The 23300-nt window shown below is 65.7% G+C and carries 18 protein-coding genes and 3 pseudogenes; 15 read left to right on the top strand and 6 right to left on the bottom strand.

Annotated elements, in window-relative coordinates:
* Positions 1-124: 124 nt before the first annotated feature.
* Together ACETMP_RS25505 and ACETMP_RS25500 are read right to left on the bottom strand one after the other, a co-directional pair.
* Positions 125-1357, bottom strand: coding sequence for an MFS transporter (locus ACETMP_RS25505; RefSeq protein ID WP_375158322.1), 1233 nt, complete (start codon positions 1355-1357; stop codon positions 125-127).
* A gap of 229 nt (positions 1358-1586) precedes the next feature.
* The gene (locus ACETMP_RS25500) at positions 1587-2834 is read right to left on the bottom strand and encodes an MFS transporter (protein WP_375158321.1); all 1248 of its coding nucleotides are present in this window, start codon (positions 2832-2834) and stop codon (positions 1587-1589) included.
* A 209-nt stretch (positions 2835-3043) separates the two neighbouring features.
* On the opposite strand from ACETMP_RS25500, the gene ACETMP_RS25495 reads away from it, so the two are divergent.
* Positions 3044-5113: a prolyl oligopeptidase family protein gene (locus ACETMP_RS25495; RefSeq protein WP_375158320.1), complete on the top strand. Its 2070-nt coding sequence runs from the start codon at positions 3044-3046 to the stop codon at positions 5111-5113.
* A 422-nt stretch (positions 5114-5535) separates the two neighbouring features.
* Here ACETMP_RS25495 and ACETMP_RS25490 read toward each other — a convergent pair whose 3' ends face one another.
* Positions 5536-6207: a DUF938 domain-containing protein gene (locus ACETMP_RS25490; protein ID WP_375158319.1), complete on the bottom strand. Its 672-nt coding sequence runs from the start codon at positions 6205-6207 to the stop codon at positions 5536-5538.
* Between the two features lie 240 nt (positions 6208-6447).
* Here ACETMP_RS25490 and soxX point away from each other — a divergent pair, with 240 nt between their 5' ends.
* From soxX to ACETMP_RS25445, 9 genes and pseudogenes are all read left to right on the top strand, one after another.
* A complete protein-coding gene (soxX, locus tag ACETMP_RS25485; RefSeq protein ID WP_375158318.1) occupies positions 6448-6798 on the top strand; it encodes a sulfur oxidation c-type cytochrome SoxX in 351 nt (116 codons plus the stop codon).
* Positions 6799-6822: 24 nt separating this feature from the next.
* Positions 6823-7305 (top strand): annotated as a pseudogene (gene soxY / locus ACETMP_RS25480) (thiosulfate oxidation carrier protein SoxY).
* Positions 7306-7318: 13 nt separating this feature from the next.
* Positions 7319-7630, top strand: coding sequence for a thiosulfate oxidation carrier complex protein SoxZ (soxZ, locus tag ACETMP_RS25475; RefSeq protein WP_375158317.1), 312 nt, complete (start codon positions 7319-7321; stop codon positions 7628-7630).
* Positions 7630-8493 carry a sulfur oxidation c-type cytochrome SoxA gene (gene soxA, locus ACETMP_RS25470; protein WP_375158316.1) on the top strand — a complete coding sequence of 288 codons (864 nt, stop codon included), beginning with the start codon at positions 7630-7632 and terminating at the stop codon, positions 8491-8493. Before soxZ ends, soxA begins: the two co-directional genes overlap by 1 nt.
* A complete protein-coding gene (locus tag ACETMP_RS25465) occupies positions 8490-8795 on the top strand; it encodes a hypothetical protein (RefSeq protein ID WP_375158315.1) in 306 nt (101 codons plus the stop codon). Before soxA ends, ACETMP_RS25465 begins: the two co-directional genes overlap by 4 nt.
* Positions 8796-8849: 54 nt before the next feature.
* The gene (gene soxB, locus ACETMP_RS25460) at positions 8850-10601 is read left to right on the top strand and encodes a thiosulfohydrolase SoxB (RefSeq protein WP_375158314.1); all 1752 of its coding nucleotides are present in this window, start codon (positions 8850-8852) and stop codon (positions 10599-10601) included.
* Complete coding sequence (locus tag ACETMP_RS25455; RefSeq protein ID WP_375158313.1) at positions 10598-11053, top strand: hypothetical protein; 456 nt, start codon at positions 10598-10600, stop codon at positions 11051-11053. The genes soxB and ACETMP_RS25455 overlap by 4 nt, the downstream gene beginning before the upstream one ends.
* A gap of 209 nt (positions 11054-11262) precedes the next feature.
* Entirely contained in the window at positions 11263-12300 is a 1038-nt protein-coding gene (locus ACETMP_RS25450; protein WP_375158312.1) for an MBL fold metallo-hydrolase, read from the top strand.
* A gap of 88 nt (positions 12301-12388) precedes the next feature.
* Positions 12389-12559 (top strand): hypothetical protein, encoded by a 171-nt coding sequence (locus tag ACETMP_RS25445; protein ID WP_375158311.1) that lies wholly within the window; start codon positions 12389-12391, stop codon positions 12557-12559.
* 180 nt (positions 12560-12739) lie between these two features.
* Here the strand turns inward: ACETMP_RS25445 and ACETMP_RS25440 are convergent.
* Positions 12740-13888: pseudogene (locus tag ACETMP_RS25440) on the bottom strand (IS4 family transposase); the annotation flags it as partial.
* Between the two features lie 339 nt (positions 13889-14227).
* Between ACETMP_RS25440 and ACETMP_RS25435 the strand changes: the two are divergent.
* Positions 14228-15439: an MFS transporter gene (locus ACETMP_RS25435; RefSeq protein ID WP_375158310.1), complete on the top strand. Its 1212-nt coding sequence runs from the start codon at positions 14228-14230 to the stop codon at positions 15437-15439.
* A 141-nt stretch (positions 15440-15580) separates the two neighbouring features.
* On the opposite strand, the gene ACETMP_RS25430 is transcribed toward ACETMP_RS25435, so the two are convergent.
* Positions 15581-16930 (bottom strand): MFS transporter, encoded by a 1350-nt coding sequence (locus ACETMP_RS25430; RefSeq protein ID WP_375158309.1) that lies wholly within the window; start codon positions 16928-16930, stop codon positions 15581-15583.
* A 142-nt stretch (positions 16931-17072) separates the two neighbouring features.
* Between ACETMP_RS25430 and ACETMP_RS25425 the strand changes: the two are divergent.
* The 4 genes and pseudogenes from ACETMP_RS25425 (at position 17073) to ACETMP_RS25410 (ending at position 21675) form a co-directional block, all read left to right on the top strand.
* Positions 17073-17725: pseudogene (locus ACETMP_RS25425) on the top strand (ABC transporter ATP-binding protein).
* The gene (locus ACETMP_RS25420; protein WP_375158308.1) at positions 17722-20184 is read left to right on the top strand and encodes an FtsX-like permease family protein; all 2463 of its coding nucleotides are present in this window, start codon (positions 17722-17724) and stop codon (positions 20182-20184) included. The pseudogene ACETMP_RS25425 and the gene ACETMP_RS25420 overlap by 4 nt, the downstream one beginning before the upstream one ends.
* Positions 20174-21256 (top strand): lipocalin-like domain-containing protein, encoded by a 1083-nt coding sequence (locus ACETMP_RS25415; RefSeq protein ID WP_375158307.1) that lies wholly within the window; start codon positions 20174-20176, stop codon positions 21254-21256. The genes ACETMP_RS25420 and ACETMP_RS25415 overlap by 11 nt, the downstream gene beginning before the upstream one ends.
* A 29-nt stretch (positions 21257-21285) precedes the next feature.
* Positions 21286-21675: an MAPEG family protein gene (locus tag ACETMP_RS25410; protein WP_375158306.1), complete on the top strand. Its 390-nt coding sequence runs from the start codon at positions 21286-21288 to the stop codon at positions 21673-21675.
* 158 nt (positions 21676-21833) lie between these two features.
* Here ACETMP_RS25410 and ACETMP_RS25405 read toward each other — a convergent pair whose 3' ends face one another.
* A complete protein-coding gene (locus ACETMP_RS25405; RefSeq protein ID WP_028133862.1) occupies positions 21834-23024 on the bottom strand; it encodes an ABC transporter substrate-binding protein in 1191 nt (396 codons plus the stop codon).
* Between the last annotated feature and the right edge of the window lie 276 nt (positions 23025-23300).

Here is a 23300-nt window from a genome sequence, read left to right as displayed (position 1 = left end):
GAGCATGTTGAGGCGACGTCACGCCTTTACGGGTGCCGTAGGGTGGACAAGTCGGAGCGTGCCCACGAACCCTTGTGAGTCATTGAGAAATCGTGGGCACGGCGCATTGCGCCTTTGCCCACCCTTACGAGGGCTTTGTCCGCGGCTTGCCACGCACCATGATCAGCGCCGCGGCGACAACCTCCAGCGCAAGGCACAGATAAAACGGCAATGAATAGCCGCCGGACCAATCGCGCAAGGCCCCGACGACGCCAGGGCCGAACGCGTAGGTAACCTGGTTGATCGCGGTATTCAGGCTGATCAGCACGCCGAACGCGGCACTGTCGAACTCCTGCTGCACGATCAGCGACGGCAGCGTGATGAGGTTGCCGACGGAGAAACCGAACAAGGCGCAGGCCGCGATCAGCACATAATCGTCGTGCAGGTTGATGACGACGAGGAGCGCCGCGGCCTGGCTGAGGAACGACAGCGCCGAGGCGAGGCGCTGGTTGAGACGGTCGATCACCAGCGAGAACAGCACGCGGCCGACCACCGCCATCGCGGTCAGCACCGCGACCGCGACGGCGGCGCGCTCGCGGCCGATCAGGGGATCGAGGAACGAGATCAGGTGCACGATGAAGCCGACCTGCGCGAACAGCACCAGGGCGAATGCAATGGTCCCCGTCAGGAAGCCGACGTCACGCAGCGCCCAGGCGCGGATCTGCGTCGATGATCGCGGCCTGGAATTCGCCGCCGCATGCCGGCGGTGGTGATCGGGCGGCCGGCCGACGAGAACCAGGATCACCGGCAGCAGCAGCACCAGCATGGCCCCGGCGGCGATGTACATCGCGCTGGCGAAACCGACATGGCCGATCAACATGACCAGCAGCGGCACGCCGGCAATGCCGCCGAAGCTGGCGCCGTTGAGCGCGAGGCTGATCGCCATGCCGCGCTTGTGGTCGAACCACAGGCTGATCGTGTTGGTGATCATGGCAAGGCTGGTGCCGGCCCAGCCGAAGGCGAGCACGGCGTTGGCGAGATAAAGCTGCCAGGGCTCGCGCACCGCGCCGATCGCGACGCCAGCTGCCGCCATCGCCAGCGTGCCGGCGATGAGGCTGCGCCGCGGACCATATTTGCGCACGGCTTCGCCGACGAACACGACGAGCAGCGCGCCGAACAGATAGAAGAACGTGGTGCCGGAGGAGATCAGCGTGGTCGGCCAGCCCCGCGCGCGCTGCAGCTCGGCGACATAGACGCTCTGGCCGTAGAAACCGAGCCCCCAGCCGAAGGTCGCGAGCAGGAAGCAGACCGCGACGATGCGCCAGCCTTCGTAACGGAGCGAGGATTCGTCCAGGGTGGCGGGCCTTGATGTGTCCACTCGTTCTTCTCGTTGTCGCCTCTTCCGTCATTCCGGGGCGCCCGAAGGGCGAACCCGGAATCTCGAGATTCCGGGTTCGATGCTGCGCATCGCCCCGGAATGACGGCAAGAACTGAAACACGCTCCGGGCAGGGACAAACCCGGCCATGCCTACATCTAGACGACCCTCACTCGAAAATCACTTCGACGGCGGTCGAAGCGTCAACGTTGCTGACAGCCTCCTGCCAACCTAGACCGCGTCCGGAAACTCGCCCATGGCCGCGTCCAGCCGCGCCTTGCGACGACGGGCCCAGGAGACGAGCGAGAGCACGATGAGGCCGAGCACGACCGGCGGAAACACCACGAGGTTCACCGCCGACCAGCCGTAATTGGCGAGCAGCTGCCCGGAGGCGAACGAGCCGAGCGCCATCATGCCGAATACCAGGAAGTCGTTGAAGGCCTGCACCTTGTTGCGCTCCTGCGGGCGGTGCGTCTCCAGCACCAGTGCCGAGGCGCCGATGAAGGAGAAATTCCAGCCCACGCCGAGCACGACGAGCGTGGCCCAGAAATGCATGGCCGTGAGGCCCGAAAGGCCGATACCGGCAGCGCCCGCTTCCAGCAGCAGGCCGACGGCCACGATCTTCGGGGCGCCGAAGCGGGCGATCAGCGCGCCCGTGAAGAAGCTCGGCCCGTACATGGCGACGATGTGCCATTGAATGCCGAAATTGGAATCGGACACGGACAGGCCGCACATCTGCATGGCAAGCGGCGCCGAGGTCATCACCAGGTTCATCATGGGATAGGAGATCACGCCGCACAGCGCCGCCGCGATGAAGCGCGGCTGAGTCACGATGGTGAGCAGCGGCCGGCCGCCGTGCAGGTCGGCCGGCGCGGGCTTCGGAATGTCGACGCCGGCGACGATGCCCATCGCGATCAGCGCCACGGCCGCCTGCACCAGGAAGCTGAAGGCGAACAGATAGGGCTGCCAAACGTCCATGGTCCATTGCACGAGCTGCGGACCGAGCACGCCGGCGAACACGCCGCCCGCCATCACCCAGGACAGCGCCTTGGGCCGGTAGGCCGCGCTGGCGCCATCGGCCGCGGCGAAGCGATAGGATTGTGCGACGGAGCCGTAGAGGCCGCCGAGGAAGGTCGCGACGCAGAACAGCACGAACGAGCCGCGCAGAATCGCGAACGAGCCGAGCAGCCCGGTCAGCGTGCCGAGGCCCGTGCCGATAACGAAGGCGACGCGGCGGCCGAAACGGCGCGAGATCGCGCCGGTCGGCAGCGTGCCGGCAGCGAGCCCGAGCACGTACATCGACAGCGGCACGGTCGCGAGCGACATGTCGGGCGCGAGGGTGGCGCCGACGATCGAGCCGGTGGCAAAGATCACGGCCGAGTTGGCACCGGTCAGCGCCTGGGCTGCGGCGAGGCGCACCACATTGGCGCGCGCGCGGGCGTCGTCGGCGATCTCGTGGGCTGCAGTCACGTCAAGCATCGGCTTTTCCGCCCCAATGGGCTTTCAAGGGGCTCTCGGGGCTCTGTTGATTCCCGGCACTATGGAGGGACGCAGGAGGGCGGGCAACCGGCGCAAACGGGCGCAGGCCATGCCTCTGACGCAATCGGTGCAATGATAGCGGCTCGCGCCCTTGACGGCTTGCGCTCGATCAAATCTGATCCGCCGCGATTTTCCCGGGAGTTTCCTTCATGTCCGTCGACGACAGGCCCACGCTTCAAGCTCCCGACGACGATCCCTTCCTGTGGTTGGAGGAGATCGAAGGCAAGCAGGCGCTCGATTTCGTCGAGCGGCAGAATCAGCTGACGCTGCAGGCGTTCGGCGGCAAGGCCTACGAGCACGACCGCGACGTCCTGGCTGCGATCTACGACCGGCCCGACAACATTCCCTATGTCACCCGGCGCGGCTCCGATCTGCACAATCTCTGGAAGGATGCCGCCAACCCGCGCGGCCTGTGGCGGCGGACCACGCTTGCGGAGTTTCGCAAGACGACGCCTGCGTGGGAGACCATGCTGGATATCGACAAGCTCGCCGCGCGCGACGGCGAGGACTGGCTGCTCAGCGGGATCGCGACCATGCCGGGAAGCTCGCGCGCGGTCCTGAGCCTGTCGCGCGGCGGCAGCGACGCCGTGACGTTGCGGGAATTCGACATGGCGACGAAGAGCTTCGTGACGGATGGCTTTACGCTGCCGGAGGCGAAGGGCGGCCTCGACTGGCTCGATGCCGATACGCTGCTGCTGTCGAGCGCGCGTGGCGGGGGCATGGCCACGAGCTCGGGCTATGCACGAACGGTCCGGCTGTGGCGGCGCGGCCAGCCCGTCGATCAAGCCGAGGTGATCATCGAGACCATTGCCGAGCACATGATGATCCATGGCATGGTCGACGACACCGGCCCTGAGCCGCGGGTCTGGATCGTCGACCAGATCGACTTCTTCAATCATGCGATCTGGCTGCGCGACGCAGCCGGCAGCATGACGAAGCTCGATCTGCCCACCGGCATCTGGCTGCAGGCGCATGGCGACTGGTTCGCGATGAAGCTGCGCAAGGACTGGACGGCCGGGGGCCGGACCTACGCCACCGACACCGTGCTCGGCATCTCGCTCTCGGCGTTCCTCGCCGGCAGCCGCGATTTCGCGGTGCTGTTCGAGCCGGCGCCGCGGCGCGCGCTGCAGGGCCTGTTCTGGGCGGCGGGCAGGCTTGTGCTGTCGATCCTCGACGAGCTGCGTCCACGCTTCGAGATCTGCACGCCGTCCGCGACCGGCTGGAGCCGCGAAACGCTTGCCGGCCTGCCTGAGATCGGCGTCGTCGACGTCTGGCCGCTCGATCGTCACCCATCCGAGAGCAATGGCGATCTGCTCGCCAACGTGCAGGATCCGCTCACGCCGCCGTCGCTGCTGTTGCTCGAACGCGGCGTCGCCAGCCCGATCGTGCTGAAGCAGGCGCCGAAGACCTTCACCGCCGACGGTCTTGTGGTGACGCAGCACGAGGCGGTCTCGATCGACGGCGAGCGCATTCCCTATGTGCAGACCGGCCCCGCCCAAGAGACCGGCGATGCACCGGTCTATATGAGTGCCTATGGCGGCTTCGGACTTGCGGTGAAGCCTTATTACAATGCCTCGCTCGGCAAGCTGTGGCTGGAGCGCGGCGGCACGACGGTGCAGGCGAATTTGCGCGGCGGCGGCGAGTTCGGCACGCGCTGGCACGATGCCGGGCGGCTCGCGGGCAAGAAGCTGTCGCACGACGATTTCGCGGCGGTCGCGGTCGATCTCGTGCGCCGCGGCGTGACGAGCGCGAAGCGCATCGCCGCGCAGGGCGGCTCGAACGGCGGCATCCTCATCACCAACATGCTGGTGCGCTATCCCGAGCGCTTCGGTGCGCTGTTCTGCACCATCCCGCTGATCGACATGCGCCGCTACACCAAGCTGCTCGCGGGCGCGAGCTGGATCGCGGAATATGGCGACCCCGACAAGGCCGAGGAATGGGACTGGCTGAGGACCTACTCGGCCTACCACAACGTGAGGGCCGGTCAGCCCTATCCGCCGATCCTGATTGCCACCACGCGACGCGACGACCGCGTCCATCCCGGCCACGCGCGCAAGATGGCGGCGAAGCTGCAGGCGATGGGCTACGAGGCCTGGTTCTACGAGCCGGCAGCCGGCGGTCACGGCTACGGCAAGGACAACAAGGAGCGCGCGGGATTCGAGGCGCTTGGCTTCCGATTCTTGAAGGAGAAGATCGGGTGGCGGGACGGCGAGGGCTGATTGCCGCTTGATGGGTAAACGCGAGCGTCGCGGGTGGTGCACCTCTCCCGCTTGCGGAAGAGGCCGACGTGCGCCGGAGCGATCCGAAGCATCGTCCCGCGCACGGCGGGTGAGGGCTTTCTGCTCTGGGGGACTGTCCCGTTGCGGAGACACCCTCTCCCCAACCCTCCGCCGCAAGGGCTATCGCATATGGCGCTTTGCGAGACCTGAGCGCGCGCCTCGTCCTTCGAGACGACCGCTTTCGCGGTCTCCTCAGGATGAGGCTAAGCAGCATTGGTGCTCGTTGAAATTGGTGCCGCGCACCTGGTCCTCATCCTGAGGGCCCGCCAACGGCGGGCGTCTCGCAGGATGGCCAGAGGCGAGATCGCTCCCATATGCGATTGCCCTGCCCCGGAGGGGGAGGGAGCGCACTGCCTGCGTAGCTACCGTGCAAACACCAGCGTCAGATTGTTCGCGGGCATGTCGATGGAATCGACGAGGCGAAGGCCCACGGCGGTCGCGAGGGTCTCGACATCGCCGATGTCGCGCACGCCCCATTCGGGATTGCCTTCGCGCAAGGAGGTGTCGAACACCGCATTGCTGAGCGCGGTGTGCTTGCCGTCGCGCTTGAAGGGGCCGTAGAGGAACAGCTTGCCGTCGGCGCGCAGATAGCGGCCGGCGCCGGCGAACAGGCCCTCAGCCACGGCCCAGGGCGCGATGTGGATGACATTGGCGCAGAACACGGCGGCGAGGCTCGTCGGCGCCAGCCCGCTCTTCATCTCGGGACACCAGTCGGGATCGGTGAGATCGATCCGCAGCGGTGAGCGGACGTTTGGCAGGCCGGCATAGACGCGCCAGGCCTCGATGCTCCTGAGATGGCGCTGATTGAGGTCGCTCGGCCACCAGATCAGGCCGGGCGTGTGGCGCGCGAAATGGACCACGTGCTGGCCGGTTCCGCTGCCGAGCTCGACCACGTTGCCGGTCACCCCGGTGAGGTGCTGTTCCAGCGCCGCCCAGATCGGCACGTGATTGCGATGGAACGCCGGCGCGTCGAGCCGCCCATCCGGCTCGACCCGTCCACCATCCCTGCCAAACTCGACGACATATTCAGCCAAGCGAGATCCCCAAAATATGCGAACAGAAAAAGGAAAGGCCCGAGGGCCAAACGCCCTAGAATAATTTGCTAGTGCCGCCCTATTGGATGAACGAACTATCTCATGGGTTGCAATGCGGAGGATATTAACTCCATTTTGCCGTGTGCATAGTCTTGATTGTCAGGCGATGCCCTTTGTGCTTTGGAACGCACTATATATTTCCACAAATGAGATCATCGACATAACGCTCGGGACGATGCCTTGACCGCTTTTCCCTGCAAGCCTGCCATCCTAGTGGCGCTGGTCCTCTGCGCCGGTACGGCTGCGGCATGGGCGCAATCCAGTGTGGCCGACGGCCAAAAGCTCGCGTTCGACCGCGGCAAGGGCAATTGCCTGACCTGCCACGTCATCAAAGGCGGCGACCTGCCGGGAACGATCGGTCCGGAGCTGAAGGACCTCAAGGCCAAGTATCCCGATCGCAACGAGCTGACCGCGATCATCTTCGACGAGACCAAGCGCAATCCGCAGACCATGATGCCGCCGTTCGGCCGCAACCGGATTTTGACCGAGCAGGAGATCAGCGCGATCGTTGATTTCCTGCAGACCCTGTAACGGCCGGCTGCCAGGAGACCAGAGATGACCATGACCACCGGCCCCCTTGCGACACGGCGCCTGATCCTTCAGGGCGCGGCCTCCGTCGCACTGCTCGGCCTTGGCAATCTGCCGTTCGCCGCCGCGCGCCGCGGCCAACGACAAATATCCGGAGGAGGCCTTCAAGCAGAAGCACGAGGCCGACGCGATCAAGGCGCTCTACGGCAAGACCGCCGAGCCCTCGGACAAGGTCAAGCTGGATGCGCCCGAGATCGCCGAGAACGGCGGCGTCGTGCCGGTCTCGGTGGCGACGACGCTCGACAAGGTGAGCTCGATCTCGTTCCTGGTGGCCGAGAACCCGTACGCGCTCGCGGCGTCCTACAAGATCGCCGAGGGCACGATTCCGGCCGTCGCCAACCGGCTGAAGATGGCCAAGACCACAAAATGGTCGCCATCGTCGAGGCCGACGGCAAGCTCTACAGCGCGACCAAGGAAGTGAAGGTCACCGTCGGCGGCTGCGGCGGCTAGGAGGATCGGTCCGATGGCATCAAGCATTCGCGTGCGCGCAACATCCAACGGCGACATCACCGAGGTGCAGGCGCTGATCCAGCATCCCATGGATACCGGCCTGGTGAAGGATCCCAAGGGCGAGCTGATCCCCGCGCACTTCATCCAGCAGCTGAAATTCGAATGGAACGGCAAGGACGTCTTCGTCGCCGATTGGGGCACCGCGGTCTCCAAGGACCCCTATGTGAAGTTCAGCTTCAAGGGCGCCAAAAAGGGCGACGAGCTCAAGATCTCCTGGACCGACAACAAGGGTGGCTCGGATACGACCACCGTGAAGATCGCGTGATGAAGACCCGGTCCGCCCTGCTGCTTGGCTCGCTCGGCGCCGCGCTCGTTGCGTTCGCCCTCACCTCTCCGCGCGTCGTCGCAGCCGACAAGGTCGATCCCGTGGCCGACGCCAAGGCGTTCCAGAACTTCTTCTTCCAGAAGTTTCCTGACGTGAAGCACGAGGACTTCGTCAACGGCCCGTACTCCATGAACGCCGATTTAAAGCGGCAGTGGCAGGAGAAGGAGGAATTTCCGCCCTACGAGTTCGCACTTGAGGCCGGCAAGGAGATGTTTGCGACGCCGTTCAAGAACGGCAAGACCTATGCCGACTGCTTTCCGAACGGCGGTATCGGCGTCCGCCAGAACTATCCCTATTTCGACACGAAGGAAGGCAAGGTCATCACGCTGGAGCTCGCGCTCAACCGCTGCCGCGAGGCCAATGGGGAAGCGCCCTATTCCTACGTCAAGGACGAGATGGCCTCACTGACCGCGTACATGGCCTACACCTCGCGCGGCAAGCCGATGGACATCAAGATCCCCGACGATCCGCGCGCGCTCGCAGCCTTCGAGAACGGCAAGCGCTATTTCTACACCCGCCGCGGCCAGATGAACTTCTCCTGCGCCAGCTGCCATGTACAGAGCCCGGGCGAGCGCATCCGCGCCGAGATCCTGGCGCCGGCGCTCGGCATCGTGAACGCGATGCCAATCTACCGCTCCGAATGGAGCGGCATGGGCACGACCAGCCGCCGCTTCGTCACCTGCAACAGCCAGACCCGCGCAGTTCCGCTGGAGCCGCAGGCGGATGAATACCGCGACGTCGAATATTTCCTGTCCTACGTCGCCAACGGCCTGCCGATATCGGGCCCGGGAGCGCGGCCATGAAGCGGACACTTGCTCTCGCCATGCTGCTCGCGCTCGACCTCACCGCCACGGCGCGCGCGGCGAGCGAAGCGGACTACAAGGCGGCGTACACCGCCGCCGAAGCCGCATCGAAGGAGGCTGCCGGCTTGCGCAACCAGTGGACCGTGACCGTCGCGATGCTGGCCGCGGCCAGGAAAGCGGCCGATGGCGGCGACTTCGACCGCGCCATCGCCGCAGCCAGGGAGGCCGAGGCGCTGGCAAAGGCGTCGATCTTCCAGGCGACGTCTGAAAAAGAAGCCTGGAAGGCGATGGAAATCCGCTAGACTGGCCTCAACTGGACCAGTCTTGCGACCATTGAGGGCGCGGAGAATTTTTGGATGGCGATCCGCCGCCGCGATTTCCTGAAGTCTGCAGGCCTTGCCGCCGCATCGCTCGGTCTGCCGCGGCTCGCACGTGGTGCCGAGACCGCTGGCATCTACGACCTCGAGCGGTTCGGCAATGCACGCATCCTGCACATCACCGACGCGCATGCGCAGCTGAACCCGGTTTATTTCCGCGAGCCCAGCGTCAATATCGGCATCGGCGAGATGGCCGGACGGCCGCCTCATCTGGTCGGCCGCGCCTTCCTGGAGCGGTTCGGCATTCGCTCCGACAGCGCCGATGCCTATGCCTTCACTTGTATCGAATTCGAGAAGTCGGCAGGCCGCTTCGGCAAGCTCGGCGGCTTTGCCCATCTGAAGACGCTGGTCGACCGCCTGCGCGGCGACGTCGGCGAGCAACGTTCGCTGCTCGTCGACGGCGGCGATCTCTGGCAAGGCACCGGGCTTGCCAATGTCATGCAGGGCCGCGACATGGTCGAGGTCGCCAACCTGCTCGGCATCGAAGCGATGACCGGACATTGGGAGTTCACCTATGGCGAGCAGGCGCTGCGCGACAATCTCGAGCGCTTCAAGGGCGAATTCCTGGCGCAGAACGTCTTCCTGACTGAGGAAGCCGCGTTCAACGACGCCCCCGCCTTCGACAAGGCCACGGGGCGCGTGTTCAAGCCGTCGATGATCAAGGAGATCGGCGGCCATCGGGTCGCGATCGTCGGCCAGGCCTTCCCTTACGTGCCGATCGCGCACCCGAAGCGGTTCACGCCGGACTGGACCTTCGGCATCCGCGAGGAGGAACTGCAGAAACATGTCGATGCCTTGCGTGGCACCGACAAGGTCGATGCGGTCATCCTGCTGTCGCACAACGGCATGGACGTCGACCTCAAGCTGGCAAGCCGCGTCACCGGCATCGATGTCATTCTCGGCGGCCACACCCATGATGCCGTGCCGCAGCCGATTGCGGTGAAGAACGCCGGCGGCATCACGCTCGTCACCAATGCCGGCTCCAACGGAAAATTCCTCGGCGTGCTCGATCTCGCCATCGACAAGGGCAAGGTCAGCGACGTTCATTATCATCTGCTGCCGGTCTATTCCGAGCTGCTGAAGCCCGATCCGGCCATGGCCGAGCTGATCGGCCGGCTGCGCGCGCCGCATGTGACCGATTGGTCGGAGAAGATCGCAACGCCTGACCGCCTGCTCTATCGCCGCGGCAATTTCTCCGGACCGGTCGACGAGCTGATCTGCACCGCGCTCCGCACCGAGCTCGACACCGAGATCGCGCTGTCGCCGGGCTTCCGCTGGGGCGTCACCGCGCTGTCCGGCCAGGCGCTGACCATGGAGGATCTGCTCGCGGAGACCGCGATCACCTATCCCGAGACCTATGTGCAGGAGATGACGGGCGCCCAGATCAAGGACGTGCTCGAGGACATCTGCGACAACCTCTTCAACGCCGATCCCTACTACCAGCAGGGCGGCGACATGGTGCGCGCCGGCGGGCTCAGCTACACCTGCACCCCGACCGCCGCGATCGGCAGCCGCATCTCGGATCTGAGAATCCATACTGGCAAGGCGATCAGCGCCGGCCATCGCTACAAGGTCGCAGGCTGGGCTTCGGTCACCGGCCAGCAAGGCGCGCCGGTGTGGGACGTCGTCGGCAAATATCTGCGCTCGGGCCGGATGTTTCAGGAGCGGCTCGGCTCCGGGGTCACCCTCAAGGGGGTCGACGACAATCCAGGCATCGCGGGGCAGGGATGAGGCGCGCGCAGATCCTGTCCGCGCTGATGCTGGCGCTGCTCGCCTTCGCCGTCCCGCCGGCCTCGGCGCAACAGGTGCCGCTCCAGGACAAGCCATTCGCCGAGCACAGAATCGTGCTGCAGCTCTCCGACGGCGATGCGAAGAAGCAAGCACTGGTGCTCAGCGTCGCCAACAACCTGCTGAAGGCCTACGCCCCCGACAAGATCGCGCTCGAAGTCGTGACGTTCGGCCCCGGCATCGACCTCCTGCTGTCGGGCAGCGAGCGACGCAAGCAGGTCGAAAGCCTGATCGCCCAAGGCGTGCGGTTCGACATCTGCCTCAACACGGTGGACACGATCGAACGCGAGACCGGCAAGCGGCCGGAATTCATCCCCGCGGCAACGCCGGTGCAGGTCGGCGTCGGGCAGATCCTGTTTCTGGCGGAGAACGGGTACACGGTCGTGAGGCCATAGCGAAGCCACTGTCATTCCCGGGCGATGCGAAGCATCGAACCCGGAATCTCGAGATTCCGGGTTCGGCTCTTCGAGCCGCCCCGGAATGACAGCTAGCCTCGTGATAAGGATCTTCTAAATTTTCCTCTCCGTACAGTGAATTACTTCTCTTTTCAGCCGGGATCGTAGTAGAATCCCTCGATACCAGTTCCACTGCCGGACTTCCTGCCATGATCTTCCGCCAGCTCTTCGACAGCGTCTCGGGCACCTATAGTTATCTCCTTGCCAGCCGCTCCGGCGGCGAGGCGCTGATCCTGGATCCCGTGCTGGAGAAGGTCGACCGCTACTGCCAATTGCTGCGCGAGCTCGACCTCAAGCTGGTCAAGGCGGTCGATACCCATCTGCATGCCGACCACGTCACCGGACTCGGCGAGCTGCGCGACCGCACCCATTGCATGACCGTGATGGGCGACCAGACCAAGGCCGACGTGGTGGCGATGCGGGTCGCCGACGGCGACAAGGTGACGATTGAGGGCCTGTCGCTCGACGTGATGTACACGCCCGGCCACACCGACGATTCCTATTCCTATCTGATGGGCGATCGCGTCTTCACCGGCGACACGCTTCTGATCCGCGGCACCGGCCGCACCGACTTCCAGAACGGCTCCTCGCGCGCGCAGTACGATTCGATCTTCAACCGGTTGCTGAAGCTGCCGGACGAGACGATGGTGTTCCCGGCGCACGACTACAAGGGCGACACCGTCTCCACCATCGGCGAGGAGAAGCGCTACAATCCCAGGCTCCAGGTGCGCTCGGTCGACGAATATATCGAGCTGATGGCCAATCTGAAGCTGCCCAATCCGAAGATGATGGACGTGGCGGTGCCGGCCAACATGCATGTCGGCCTGCATCAGGAGGAGCTGGAGAAGGAGGGCCGCGCACTCAGCGCGGCCGAGGCGATCCGCAGTCTCGGCCGGCCGGATATCCTGCTGGTCGATCTGCGCGAGGGCAACGAGCGCGCCAAGCACGGCATGCTCGAAGGCGCACTGCACGCGCCGTACCAGTCGGTGGAGGAAAGCCTCAAGCCCGGCGGCATGCTGCGCGAGGTCGCAGCCGCCACCGGCCGCCGCATCGTGTTCTTCTGCGCCTTCGGCGAACGCTCGGCGATGGCGGTGGCGGCGGCGAAGGAGGCCGGCCTTGCCAATACGGCGCATATCGCCGGCGGCCTCGATGCCTGGAAGAAGGCCGGCGGGCCGCTCGTGCACTGACGGCCCCACGGGGCTTCTTGAGATAAGTCAGCAACCGCCCGCATATTCGGACTAGGATCGGATGCAGCATCACCATCCGGGACCAGCCATGAGCAAGACCGCCAAGCCGAGCGCGCCGCCCAAGCCTGCCGACGAGAAGCCGGCGGACAGCAAGGCGAAGAAGCCGCTGCCGCGCGTCATCGACGACGACGATTACGAAGACGGCGACATCGCAACACCGAAGCGTGACCGCTACGGGCCGGATGACGAGCCGTTGTGAGGGCGCAGCCCCGAACACCGTCGTCGTCCCTGCGAACGCACTAGGGCATGCACATATCTCTGAGGCTCCATCCCGCCGCGACGGCGTGGAAGTATTCGAGGCCGTTCTTGAAGGTGATGGGGCCGGCGGCTTGGACGATGGGTAGCCATCCCAGCCACCGAGACGGCCGATGATCCAGGCGGCCCAAGCGAGGCGGTCGGGCGGATATGGGTTCTTTAGTCGTTTGCTCGCGGCTTCGAGTTGCTGGTTGAGGGCAATGAGCGCGCCAATTTGGCTGGTGTCGAAGGCAACGCCAATAGGCTGGCGACTACCATTGCGGGCCTGCAGAAGCTGGATGGTGATGACGGCCGCCTTGGCGGCGATTGCGACCAGCTTGAGAAGCCGATCGGCGGATCCGATCTGGCTGTCTTCGAGCTTGAGGCCTTGCGTCTTCAGAGTGCGGAAGAACTGCTCGATAATCCAGCGCTGCTTGTACCATTGGACGATGCGCCAGGCGTCCTCGATGCCGGCAACCTCGTGAGAGGTGAGAAGCCGCCAGTGCAGCGGCTCTACGCCGGCTTCGACATTGACCTCTCGCACATCGACCACCGTCAATGGCAAGCTTTTCGGCAGATGGTGCAGGAACTTAGTCTGTGGGCGGGCAAGCTCGATTGCGTCAAAGCGAAGTTCGAGGTGGACCAGGCGAGCGGGCCGCGGGGCGCGCGCAGGCAGTTGGATCGTACGCCGGTCCACCGCAGCCATGGCATCGCTGACCTGATACAGACTGCTGCGGTCGGCAAGCTTGCGATCATGCATGCTGCGCGCGATGATGTGGAAGTGTTGCTCAGCCGAGCTGGCATAGAGGGCAAAAATATCGCTCTCGCGATCCCCCAGCAACGTCACCACCGCGGCCTTGGCAAGCAGTGGTCGCGCCGCCACGGCAGAGGATATCCAGCGCTGCGATTCCTTGTCCGATAATTCCCGATCGTCGTGCGAGGTCGTGCGGCGACCTGCGCGTGTCCATATCTGCCCGCTCACAAGCCCAAGACAGCTGCCGTCATCGGCATCCACAGCCAGCAGCGGGTGCAGCAGCACGCCGTGGCTATTGCCTTTGCCGATTTCTCCGAGCCCGCGCCGGCTTTGCGGCGTGGTGTTGAAGTGGACCTCGCTGGTGTCCTGGATGGCCAGCACGTGGCGGCCTTCCACCGCAGCGACCGTGCTATCGCTCCAGCTTTCGATGATCCGCTCCACCGTCACCTTGTCATGGCCAAGAAAGCGGTTGAACCGCACTTCCAGCGCGCGGTTCCCCCTGGAGAGCTGTCGAAGGCAGACAGTTCTGCCCGCAACCATGCGTTCGACGAACGCCGCCCCCTTTATCGAGACGACGATCCCCGAACCGGCCCAGCGTCCAGTCAATCCGTGACAACATCGCAGCACCCCGTCCGAACCATGGAGTGCAGCAATAGGAATCACACAGACTTCCGATTCTGGAATCCCCCAAGGCGGACCCGAGTCAATCCGCCGCACCAGATATGTGCATGCCCTAGTGCGCAAGCAGGGACGACAGCGTGGAGGCATCTCGGCGGCGTCACTTCCCCACCCGCGCTACCTGCCATGCGCTTGCGTTCATGGACAAATAACCGCCCTTCGATAGTTTCCGCATCCCGAAGGAAGTCAGACGGAACCGCAATGGTCGACGTTCTCGCCGCACCGCAGCAAGGCAAGGCGGACAGCGCGCTGCGCACGCTGACGGGAATCTCGATCGCGCATTGGGTCAGCCATTTTCATCTGCTGGTCCTGCCGATGCTGTTCCCGTTTCTCAAAGCGCAGCTCGGCGTAGGCTATATCGAGCTCGGCTTCGCACTCACCGTCTTCGCGGTGGTGTCCGGACTGACGCAGGCGCCGACCGGCTATCTCGTCGATCATTTTGGCGCGCGCAGGATCCTGCTGATCGGCCTCACGCTGGGCGGCTTCGCGCTGATCCTGCTCGGCCTGCATCTCAGCTATGTCTCGCTGATTGCCTGCGCCGTGCTGCTGGGCCTCGCCAACAGCGTCTATCATCCCGCGGACTACGCGATCCTGGCCGCGCACATGGACGAGGCGCGGATGGGCCGCGCCTTCTCGATCCACACCTTTGCCGGCTTTCTCGGCGGCGCGGTGGCGCCGGCGATCGTGGCGGCGCTCGTCGCCGTGTCCGGCGGCGTCGGCGCGCTGATCGCGTCGGGCGCGATCGGCATTCTGGTGGCGCTGCTGCTGCTCGTCATGAACATTCCCGACGCCGGCGCCAGCAAGACAAAGCCGGGCGCGGAGAACACGCCGAAGCAGGCGGTCATCACCCCGGCGCTGATCACGCTGACGGCGCTGTTCATGCTGCTCAGCCTGTCCGTCGCCGGCATCAACAATTTCGGCGTCGTCGCGCTGATGAGCGGCTACGGCACGTCCTATTCGGCAGCCAACGTCATGCTGACGGCATTCCTCGGCGCCAGCGCCGCCGGCGTGCTCGCCGGCGGCTTCCTCGCCGACCACACCGAACGCCACGGCTATGTCGCGGCGGCCTGCTTTGCCGTGAACGCGGCGATCGTGCTGCTGATCGCGCTGATGACGCTGCCCGGCTGGGCCTTGACCGCGGCGATGACGGTCGCGGGCTTCCTCTCCGGCGTGATCGCCCCGTCGCGCGACATGCTGGTGCGCAATGCCGCGCCGGCGGGCGCCGCGGGCCGGGCCTTCGGCATCGTCTCCACCGGCTTCAATCTCGGCGGCATTGTCTCGCCGCTGCTGTTCGGCTGGATCATGGACCAGAGCGCGCCGCACTGGGTGTTCGGCGCGTCCGTGATCTTCATGGTGGCGACGGTGGTGCTGTCGCCGTTCACGGAACGGAGGCGGCAGGCTCCTGCCAATTGAGCAGTCGGTAGCGCTGCGAGTTCAACTGTCGTCCCCGCCTGGTGCGCAATTGCGCACGCGGGACCCATAACCGTCTCCACAGCGTCATGGCCGGGACGACTGTGATTGTGGCCGGCAGCGTTCGCCACGCCGCCGCCACCTTTACGTCGGCGACACCGCGCCCTTCAGCGCGCTGGCCTGTGCCGCGGCACCACGGCTCAACCTCGTCCGCTCCGTGTTCGGCCAGAGCAGCAGCAGGCCGAGCAGACCGGAGCCGACCATGATCACGGCGTTGATGGTGAAGCCGGTCATGTAGCCGTCGAGCGTGCTGCCGGCGCGCTGGATCGTAGCGCCCATCACGGCCGGGGCGATGATGCCGGCCAGCGTGTAGAGCGCACCGTAGATCGCGAGGATGGCGCCGCGCTGCGAGGTCGGCGTGAACTCGCCGAGCATCGGCGGGCAGACGACATAGATCGCGCCGCACAGGCCCGAGCCGACCACCAGCAGCGCGATCTGCAGGCCCGCACCCTGAACATGCGGCATCATCGCCAGAACCAGCCCACCGATCACCAGCGGCACCGAGCCGAGCACGCCGCGTGCGACGCGCGTGTTGTAGCCGCGCGCCATCATCACCTGCGAGATCCAGCCGGTGAGGATGACGATGGTGGCGCCGAACACCCAGGGGAGGATCGAGACGAAGCCGGCCTGGCTCTGCGAGAAGCCGAGGCCCTTGACGATGAACGGCGTGAACCAGGTCAGGCCGAGCGACAGCGCCCAATAGGCACCGAAAGTCGCGGCGACGCAGCCGATGAAGGTGCGCGAGGTCAGCAACTGCAAGTAGGGAATTTTCTGCTCGGTCTCGGCGAGGACCTGCGTGTCCTCCAGCGGCCCTTCCTTGCCGAGCACGAGCCAGGCCGCAACCCAGATGAGGCCGACGATTCCGAGCGCGCCGAAGGCATAGTGCCAGGAATGATTGACGATGACCCAGTTCAGCGCCGGCACGGCCAGGATGACGCCGAAGGCCGAGCCCTGCGACAGGATCGCGGTCGGCAGCGTGCGCTTCTCGTCGGGGAACCATTTGTAGATGGCGTGCGCGGCGACAGAGAAGGCCGGGCCTTCGCCGGCGCCCAACACGATGCGGCAGATCAGGAGCGTGGTGAAGGAGACGGTGCCGACCATCGGAAACTGCGCCAGCGCCCAGATCACCGCGAGCGTCAGCAGCACCCAGCGCGTCGGCACCTTGTTGACGATGAAGCCGACCACGATGGCGGCGATCGAGAACAGGAAGAAGAAGGAGGAGCCGAGCAGGCCGAACTGCTCCGGCGAGAGCTTCAGATCGGTCATGATCGGCACGCCGGCGAGGCCGACGACGATCTTGTCCGCAAAGTTCACGACCATGAAGAGAAAGAGGAGAAAGGTAACGGTCCAGGCGCCCTTCGGCGTTGGCTTCGCCGAATCCCTGGACTGCCCTGCCGTCCTGCCCGCCGCATCGGGCGTTCCCTGAGCGCTCATCGTTCTCCCCGCATGTCTTTTTGGCACCTTTTTGATTTGGCCATCTTGGAAGCTAACAACGGCTTCGAGACCAACGCAACCCGGCATTTCCACAGCAAGTGTGCTACGCAACAAGTCCTCATTCCGTCCGGCGCCATTCATCGTGCTGAGCATCCGAAATCTCTCCAAGACCTTCTCCTCCGCCGGCGAACCGGTCCATGTGCTGCGCGGCGTCGATCTCGACCTCGGCAAGGGCGAACGCGTCGCGCTGACCGGCGAGTCCGGCAGCGGCAAGAGCACGCTGCTGCACCTGATCGCGGGATTGGATGCCGCCGATGGCGGCACGATCCGGCTGGAGGATGTCGAGGTCACCAAGCTCTCCGATGCGGGTCGCGCCAGCTTGCGGCGTGACCGGATCGGCCTGGTCTTTCAGCAATTCAACCTGATCCCGAGCCTGTCGGTCGCGGACAATCTGGTGTTTCAGGCGCGGATCGCCGGCCGTCACGATGCAGCCTGGACCAACGAGCTGACCGAACGGCTCGGGCTTGATCACTTCTGAAGCGCTATCCCGAGCAATTGTCCGGAGGTCAGCAGCAACGGGTCGCGATCGGCCGGGCCTTGGCGACAAAGCCCTCGCTGCTGCTGGCGGACGAGCCGACCGGCAATCTGGATGAAGACACCGCCGAGGACGTGCTGGCGCTGGCGCGCGACCTCGTCGCGCGCACTGGCTGCGGCTTCCTGATGGTGACGCACAGCCTGCATCTGGCCGCAACACTCGACCGCCACCTCACCCTGCATGCGGGGCGGATCGCATGAGACGCGCGCTCTGGATCCTTGCGGTGCTGCTCAGCCATTGGCGACGTCACAAGATGCAGTTCGCGACGCTTCTGGTCGGGCTGATCGCGGCGACAGCGCTGTGGAGCGGCGTGCAGGCCATCAACCAGCAGGCCCGCACCGCCTATGACCGCGCCGCGGCGACATTCGGCGGCACCCGCACCGCAATGCTGGTGGCACCGCATGCGGCAACTTTCTCGCAGGATCTTTTCGTCAAGCTCCGCCGCGCCGGCTGGCCGGTGTCACCGGCGCTGGAGGGACGGGTCCAGATCAACGGCCGCTCGGTGCGGCTGCTCGGGATCGAGCCGGTGACGCTGCCGGCCGAAATCGGCAATGCGCCGCGCCTCGGTGCCGCGGATTTGAGCAGCTTCGTAGCACCGCCCGGCCAGACCTTGGTGGCGCGCGAGACGCTGGCCGACTTGCAGGCGCCGGAAGGCGCGAGGCCCGCAATCAGCGACGGCGCAGAACTGCCGCCCTTGCGCGTGCTGCCCCAGCTCGCGCCCGGCGTGCTGGTGGTCGATATCGGCGTGGCGCAGCGCCTGCTGAACAAGCCGGATCAGCTGTCGCGGCTGCTGATCGGCAAGCCGAGGAGCAGGCCTGCGCCGCTGGCAAGCGTTGTCGGCGACCAATTGCAGCTGATCGAGCCGAATGCGGAGACAGAGCTGGAGCGCCTCACCGACAGCTTCCATCTCAACCTCACGGCATTCGGCCTGTTGTCGTTCTTCGTCGGCCTCTTCATCGTCAACTCGGCCGTCGGCCTCGCCTTCGAGCAGCGGCTGCCGATGCTGCGGACGCTGCGCGCCTGCGGTGCCTCGGCGCGGCTCGTCAACACCGTGCTGGTGGTCGAGCTCGTCGCGTTGGCGCTGGTCGCAGGATTGATCGGGCTCGTGTGCGGCTATTTCATTGCCGCCGTGCTGCTGCCTGACGTCGCAGCCTCATTGCGCGGGCTCTATGGCGCGCAGATCCCGGGGCAGCTCAGCTTGCGGCCCGAATGGTGGCTCGCCGGCATCGGCATCAGCATTGCGGGCGCGCTCGTCGCGGCGGCCACCAGCCTGATCAAGGCGGTCACGATGCCGGTGCTGGCGACGGCGCAGCCTCGCGCCTGGCAGCAGCAACAGCGCCGCTGGCTGGTTCTGCAGAGCTGTGCGGCCGGCGCCGTGTTCGCGGGCGCACTGCTGCTGCTGCGCTACGGCGAATCGCTGATCGCGGGCTTTGGCTTGCTGGCGGCCCTGATGCTCGGCGCGGCCCTGATCCTGCCGGCGTTGCTCGAACTCCTCCTGCTCGCAGGCCAACGTACCGCGCGAAGACCGCTGGCGCTGTGGTTCTGGGCGGACAGCCGGCAGCAGCTCTCCGGCCTGTCGCTGGCGCTGATGGCGCTGCTGCTGGCGCTCGCTGTCAATGTCGGGGTGTCCACCATGGTGGAGACGTTCAGCCGCACCTTCCTTGGCTGGCTGAACGGACGGCTCGCCGCCGACGTCTACATCAGCGCCTCCGACAACGCGCAAGGTGTCGCGATCCGCAACTGGCTGAAGCAACGCAGCGATGTGCAGGCGATCCTGTCGGGCGGGCGCGCCGAGGCGCAGCTTCAGGGCCAGCCGGTGGAGCTGCTCGGTCTGCCAGACCACGCGCTCTATCGCGAGCGCTGGCCGCTGCTGGACGCCGCGCCGCGGGCCTGGACCCGGCTGGTGCCCGGCAACGCCGCCTTCATCAGCGAGCAGCTCAGCCGCCGCCTGAATGTGCGCATCGGCGACGTCGTCGCGGTGCCGGCAGCTGGCGGGACCTGGGAGCTCGACATCGTCGGCATCTATGCCGATTACGGCAATCCCCGCGGACAGCTGACCGTGAATGTCGCGGCGCTGATCCGGCAGTTTCCGCAGACGCCGCAGACGCGGATCGGCCTGATCGTCGCGAAGGAGAACATCTCGGGCCTGATCGCGGCGTTGCAGAAGCAGTTCGCGCTCGACGACCGCAGCGTCGCCGACCAGGCGACGGTGAAGGCGGAATCGATCCGCATCTTCAACCGCACCTTTGCGGTGACCTCGGCGCTGAATGCCTTCACGCTCGGTGTCGCCGGCATCGCGCTCTTCACGAGCCTGCTCACGCTGGCGAATTCCCGTCTGCCGCAGCTCGCGCCGCTGTGGGCGATCGGCATCACGCGGCCGCGCCTTGCCGCGATCGAGCTGGCCAAGACGCTGTCGGTGGCGCTGTTCACGGCGCTGCTGGCGGTGCCGCTCGGCCTCCTGGTGGCATGGTGCCTGATCGCAATCGTGAACGTGAAGGCGTTCGGCTGGCGGCTGCCGTTCCATGTGTTTCCGGAGCAGTTGATCGGGCTGGTCGCGGTGGCGCTGCTGGCCTCGCTGCTGGCGGCCCTCCTGCCGGTGGTGCGGCTGGCGCGGATGCAGCCGGCGAGCCTCGTCAAGGTGTTTGCCAATGAGCGCTGATCGCATCTCGCGCCGCGCCTTCGCCGGCGGCATTGCCGCGCTGGCGCTCGCGCGCCGCGCCGCTGCGCAAGGCTATGCCGGGCTCGGCGAAACCGCGGACGGCTTTGCGAAGGTGACGCCGGGACGACCGTTTGCCTTTCCGGCCGATCACGGGCCGCATCCGGAGTTTCGCATCGAGTGGTGGTATCTCACGGCCAACCTCGTCGACGGCCGCGGTGCGGCTTGCGGCCTGCAATGGACGCTGTTCCGCCAGGCGGCGCAGCCGGGCCCGCAAGGCGAAGGCTGGGCCAATCAGCAGGTGTGGATGGCCCACGCCGCGGTGACGCGCGCCGACACTCATCGCTTCAACGAAACATTTTCGCGCGGCGGCGTGGGGCAGGCCGGGGTCACGGACAAGCCGTTCGCTGCCTGGATCGACGATTGGCTAATGAAGGGCCTCGAGCCCGCCGACGATCACAATCTCGCGCCGCTGACGCTGAAGGCATCCAGCACCGACTTCAGCTACGCGCTGACGCTCGAGGCCGACCGTCCGGTCGTGTTGCAGGGAGATCGCGGCTACAGCCGCAAATCGGAGCGCGGCCAGGCGTCCTACTATTACAGCCAGCCGTTCTACCGCGCCCGCGGCACGCTCACCATCGACGACAAGGCGGTCGACGTCTCGGGCCAGGCCTGGATGGACCGCGAATGGAGCAGCCAGCCGCTCGACACGGATCAGACCGGCTGGGACTGGCTGTCGCTGCATCTGTCGTCGGGCGACAAGCTGATGCTGTACCGGCTGCGGCAGAAGGACGGCAAGAATCATCCGTTCGGCAATTGGATCGACGCGGCAGGCAACACGCAGATGATCGCGGGGGATGACATCCAGATGATTCCGATGGCGACGGCGGAGGTCGCAGCACGCAAGGTGCCGGTGGAATGGCAGATCGCGATCCCTTCGCGATCGTTCTCGATCCAGTGCAAGCCACTCAATCCGAAAGCCTGGATGGGGACCGGCTTCGCCTATTGGGAGGGGCCGATCAGCTTTGCCGGAAGCCATGACGGTGTTGGCTATCTCGAGATGACCGGCTATTGAAGCCGGGGCCTCTCCAAAGGGATTCCGCGATGTATCACCTCACCGCCCTCGTCACACTGCTGGCGATCGCATTTTACTTCTTCACCATCATCAACGTCTCGCGCTCGCGCGCCAAGACCGGCGTCAAGGTGCCCGCGACGTCAGGCCATCCGGATTTCGAACGCGCCTTCCGCATCCAGATGAACACGCTGGAATGGCTGCCGATCGTCCTGCCGGCGCTGTGGCTGTTCGCGATCTATATCGGCGACGCCATCGCCGCGGGGCTCGGCGCGATCTGGATCATCGGGCGCGTCGTCTATTTCATCGGCTATTCGAAGGCAGCGGCCAAGCGCGGCCCGGGTTTTGCGATTCAGATACTCGCGGCGTTCGCGCTGTGGGTGGGAGCGCTGGGGGCGGTGGTGTTGCGGCTGGTGAAGTGAAGCACTGCATCGTGCGTGCTCGTGTCCCGGGCGCGGTGCAGCGTGCAACGCTGCGCCGCTGAACCGGGACCCAGTCGAGCCTCTGCGCCGGGCGAAGCGTGGGTCCCGGCTCTGCGCAGCAGCGTTTCACGCCGCAGCGCGTCCGGGACACGAGAGCCTCACTTCGTCAGCGGGCAGCCGCTTTCCTTGGCGGTGAAGAAGGCCTTGTCGCCGGGGACGGTGGCGAGCAGCTTGTAATAGTCCCAGGGCTTCTTCGACTCCGCGGGCTTCTTAACCTCGAACAGATACATGTCGTGGACCATGCGGCCGTTCTCCAGCACCTTGCCGCCTTGCGCGAAGTCGTCGTCGACCGGGAGTTCCTTCAGCTTCTTGGCGACGGCATCCGGATCCTTGGTGCCGGCGGCCTTGACCGCCTTCAGATAGCTCAGCGTCGCCGAATAGGTGCCGGCCTGGATCATGTTCGGCATCCGGCCGGTGCGCTTGAGAAAGCGCTCGCCGAGATTGCGGCTCTTGTCGTTGACGTCCCAGTAGAAGCCTTCCGTCAACACCAGGCCCTGCGCGGCCTGCAGGCCGAGGCCGTGCACTTCGGCAAGCGTCATCAGGAGGCCGGCGAGCTTCTGGCCACTGGCGACGATGCCGAACTCCGACGCCTGCTTGATCGAGTTGGTGGTGTCGAGCCCGGCATTGGCGAGGCCGACGATCTTGGCCTTGGAGCTCTGCGCCTGCAGCAGGAAGGACGAGAAGTCCGAGGAGTTGAGCGGCACGCGCACCGAGCCGACCACCTTGCCGCCGTTGGCGGCGACGATCTCGCTGGTGTCCTTCTCCAGCGCATAGCCGAAGGCGTAATCCGCGGTGAGGAAGAACCAGGTGTCGCCGCCGGCCTTGGTCAACGCGCCGCCGGTGCCGACGCCGAGCGCGCGGGTGTCGTAGGCCCAGTGGAAGCCGTAGGGCTGGCAGGCATCGCCTGTCAGCCGCGAGGTCGCGGCGCCGACGACGATGTCGATCTTCTTCTTTTCCTTGGACAGCTCATGGATCGCGAGCGCGACCGAGGAGGTCGTCAGTTCCGTGATCATGTCGACGTTCTCGACGTCGTACCAGCGCCGCGCGATCGAGGCTGCAAGGTCCGGCTTGTTCTGGTGGTCCGCGGTGACGAGCTCGATCTTCTGGCCGAGCACCTCGCCGCCGAAATCCTCGATCGCCATCCTGGCCGCCTCGACCGACCATTTGCCGCCGTAATCGGCATAGACGCCGGACTGGTCGTTGAGGATGCCGATCTTGACGCCTTGGGCGGAGGCCGGCGCGGCAAGCAATGCGGCCGACGCCGCTGCGGCCAAAAGTGCTGATTTCATCTATTATCTCCCAGCAGTTTCTGTTTTGAAATCGCGCCGATACTAGGGAAGAACCCCGCGTATGCCCATCCGTTTCACGTTGGTCGTTAGTATGGGTGGCCGTGCGCTAAACAACCGCTGTCGTCCCGGACAAGCGCGCGTAGATCCGGGACCCATAATCACAGGGAGCGGTTTGACGAAGACTCGGGCTTGCTAGCGTCGCCCCAAGCTCCTCCCTGTGGTTATGGTGCCCGCCTTCGCGGGGACGACACCGAAGGTGCGGACACGCCGGCGGCC

This window comes from Bradyrhizobium dasycarpum (assembly GCF_042019905.1).
Taxonomy (GTDB): domain Bacteria; phylum Pseudomonadota; class Alphaproteobacteria; order Rhizobiales; family Xanthobacteraceae; genus Bradyrhizobium; species Bradyrhizobium japonicum_B.
The sequence above is the reverse complement of the archived record's forward strand: the minus strand, read 5'-3'. Positions and strand labels throughout refer to the sequence as shown.

Coding starts and splice junctions, on each gene's coding strand:
- ACETMP_RS25415 (WP_375158307.1), top strand. CDS start 20,174: ATGAGCGCTGATCGCATCTCGCGCCGCGCCTTCGCCGGCGGCATTGCC.
- ACETMP_RS25500 (WP_375158321.1), bottom strand. CDS start 2,834: ATGCTTGACGTGACTGCAGCCCACGAGATCGCCGACGACGCCCGCGCG.
- ACETMP_RS25495 (WP_375158320.1), top strand. CDS start 3,044: ATGTCCGTCGACGACAGGCCCACGCTTCAAGCTCCCGACGACGATCCC.
- ACETMP_RS25435 (WP_375158310.1), top strand. CDS start 14,228: ATGGTCGACGTTCTCGCCGCACCGCAGCAAGGCAAGGCGGACAGCGCG.
- ACETMP_RS25430 (WP_375158309.1), bottom strand. CDS start 16,930: ATGAGCGCTCAGGGAACGCCCGATGCGGCGGGCAGGACGGCAGGGCAG.
- soxB (WP_375158314.1), top strand. CDS start 8,850: ATGGCGATCCGCCGCCGCGATTTCCTGAAGTCTGCAGGCCTTGCCGCC.
- ACETMP_RS25405 (WP_028133862.1), bottom strand. CDS start 23,024: ATGAAATCAGCACTTTTGGCCGCAGCGGCGTCGGCCGCATTGCTTGCC.
- ACETMP_RS25445 (WP_375158311.1), top strand. CDS start 12,389: ATGAGCAAGACCGCCAAGCCGAGCGCGCCGCCCAAGCCTGCCGACGAG.
- soxZ (WP_375158317.1), top strand. CDS start 7,319: ATGGCATCAAGCATTCGCGTGCGCGCAACATCCAACGGCGACATCACC.
- ACETMP_RS25410 (WP_375158306.1), top strand. CDS start 21,286: ATGTATCACCTCACCGCCCTCGTCACACTGCTGGCGATCGCATTTTAC.
- ACETMP_RS25465 (WP_375158315.1), top strand. CDS start 8,490: ATGAAGCGGACACTTGCTCTCGCCATGCTGCTCGCGCTCGACCTCACC.
- soxA (WP_375158316.1), top strand. CDS start 7,630: ATGAAGACCCGGTCCGCCCTGCTGCTTGGCTCGCTCGGCGCCGCGCTC.
- ACETMP_RS25450 (WP_375158312.1), top strand. CDS start 11,263: ATGATCTTCCGCCAGCTCTTCGACAGCGTCTCGGGCACCTATAGTTAT.
- ACETMP_RS25455 (WP_375158313.1), top strand. CDS start 10,598: ATGAGGCGCGCGCAGATCCTGTCCGCGCTGATGCTGGCGCTGCTCGCC.
- ACETMP_RS25420 (WP_375158308.1), top strand. CDS start 17,722: ATGAGACGCGCGCTCTGGATCCTTGCGGTGCTGCTCAGCCATTGGCGA.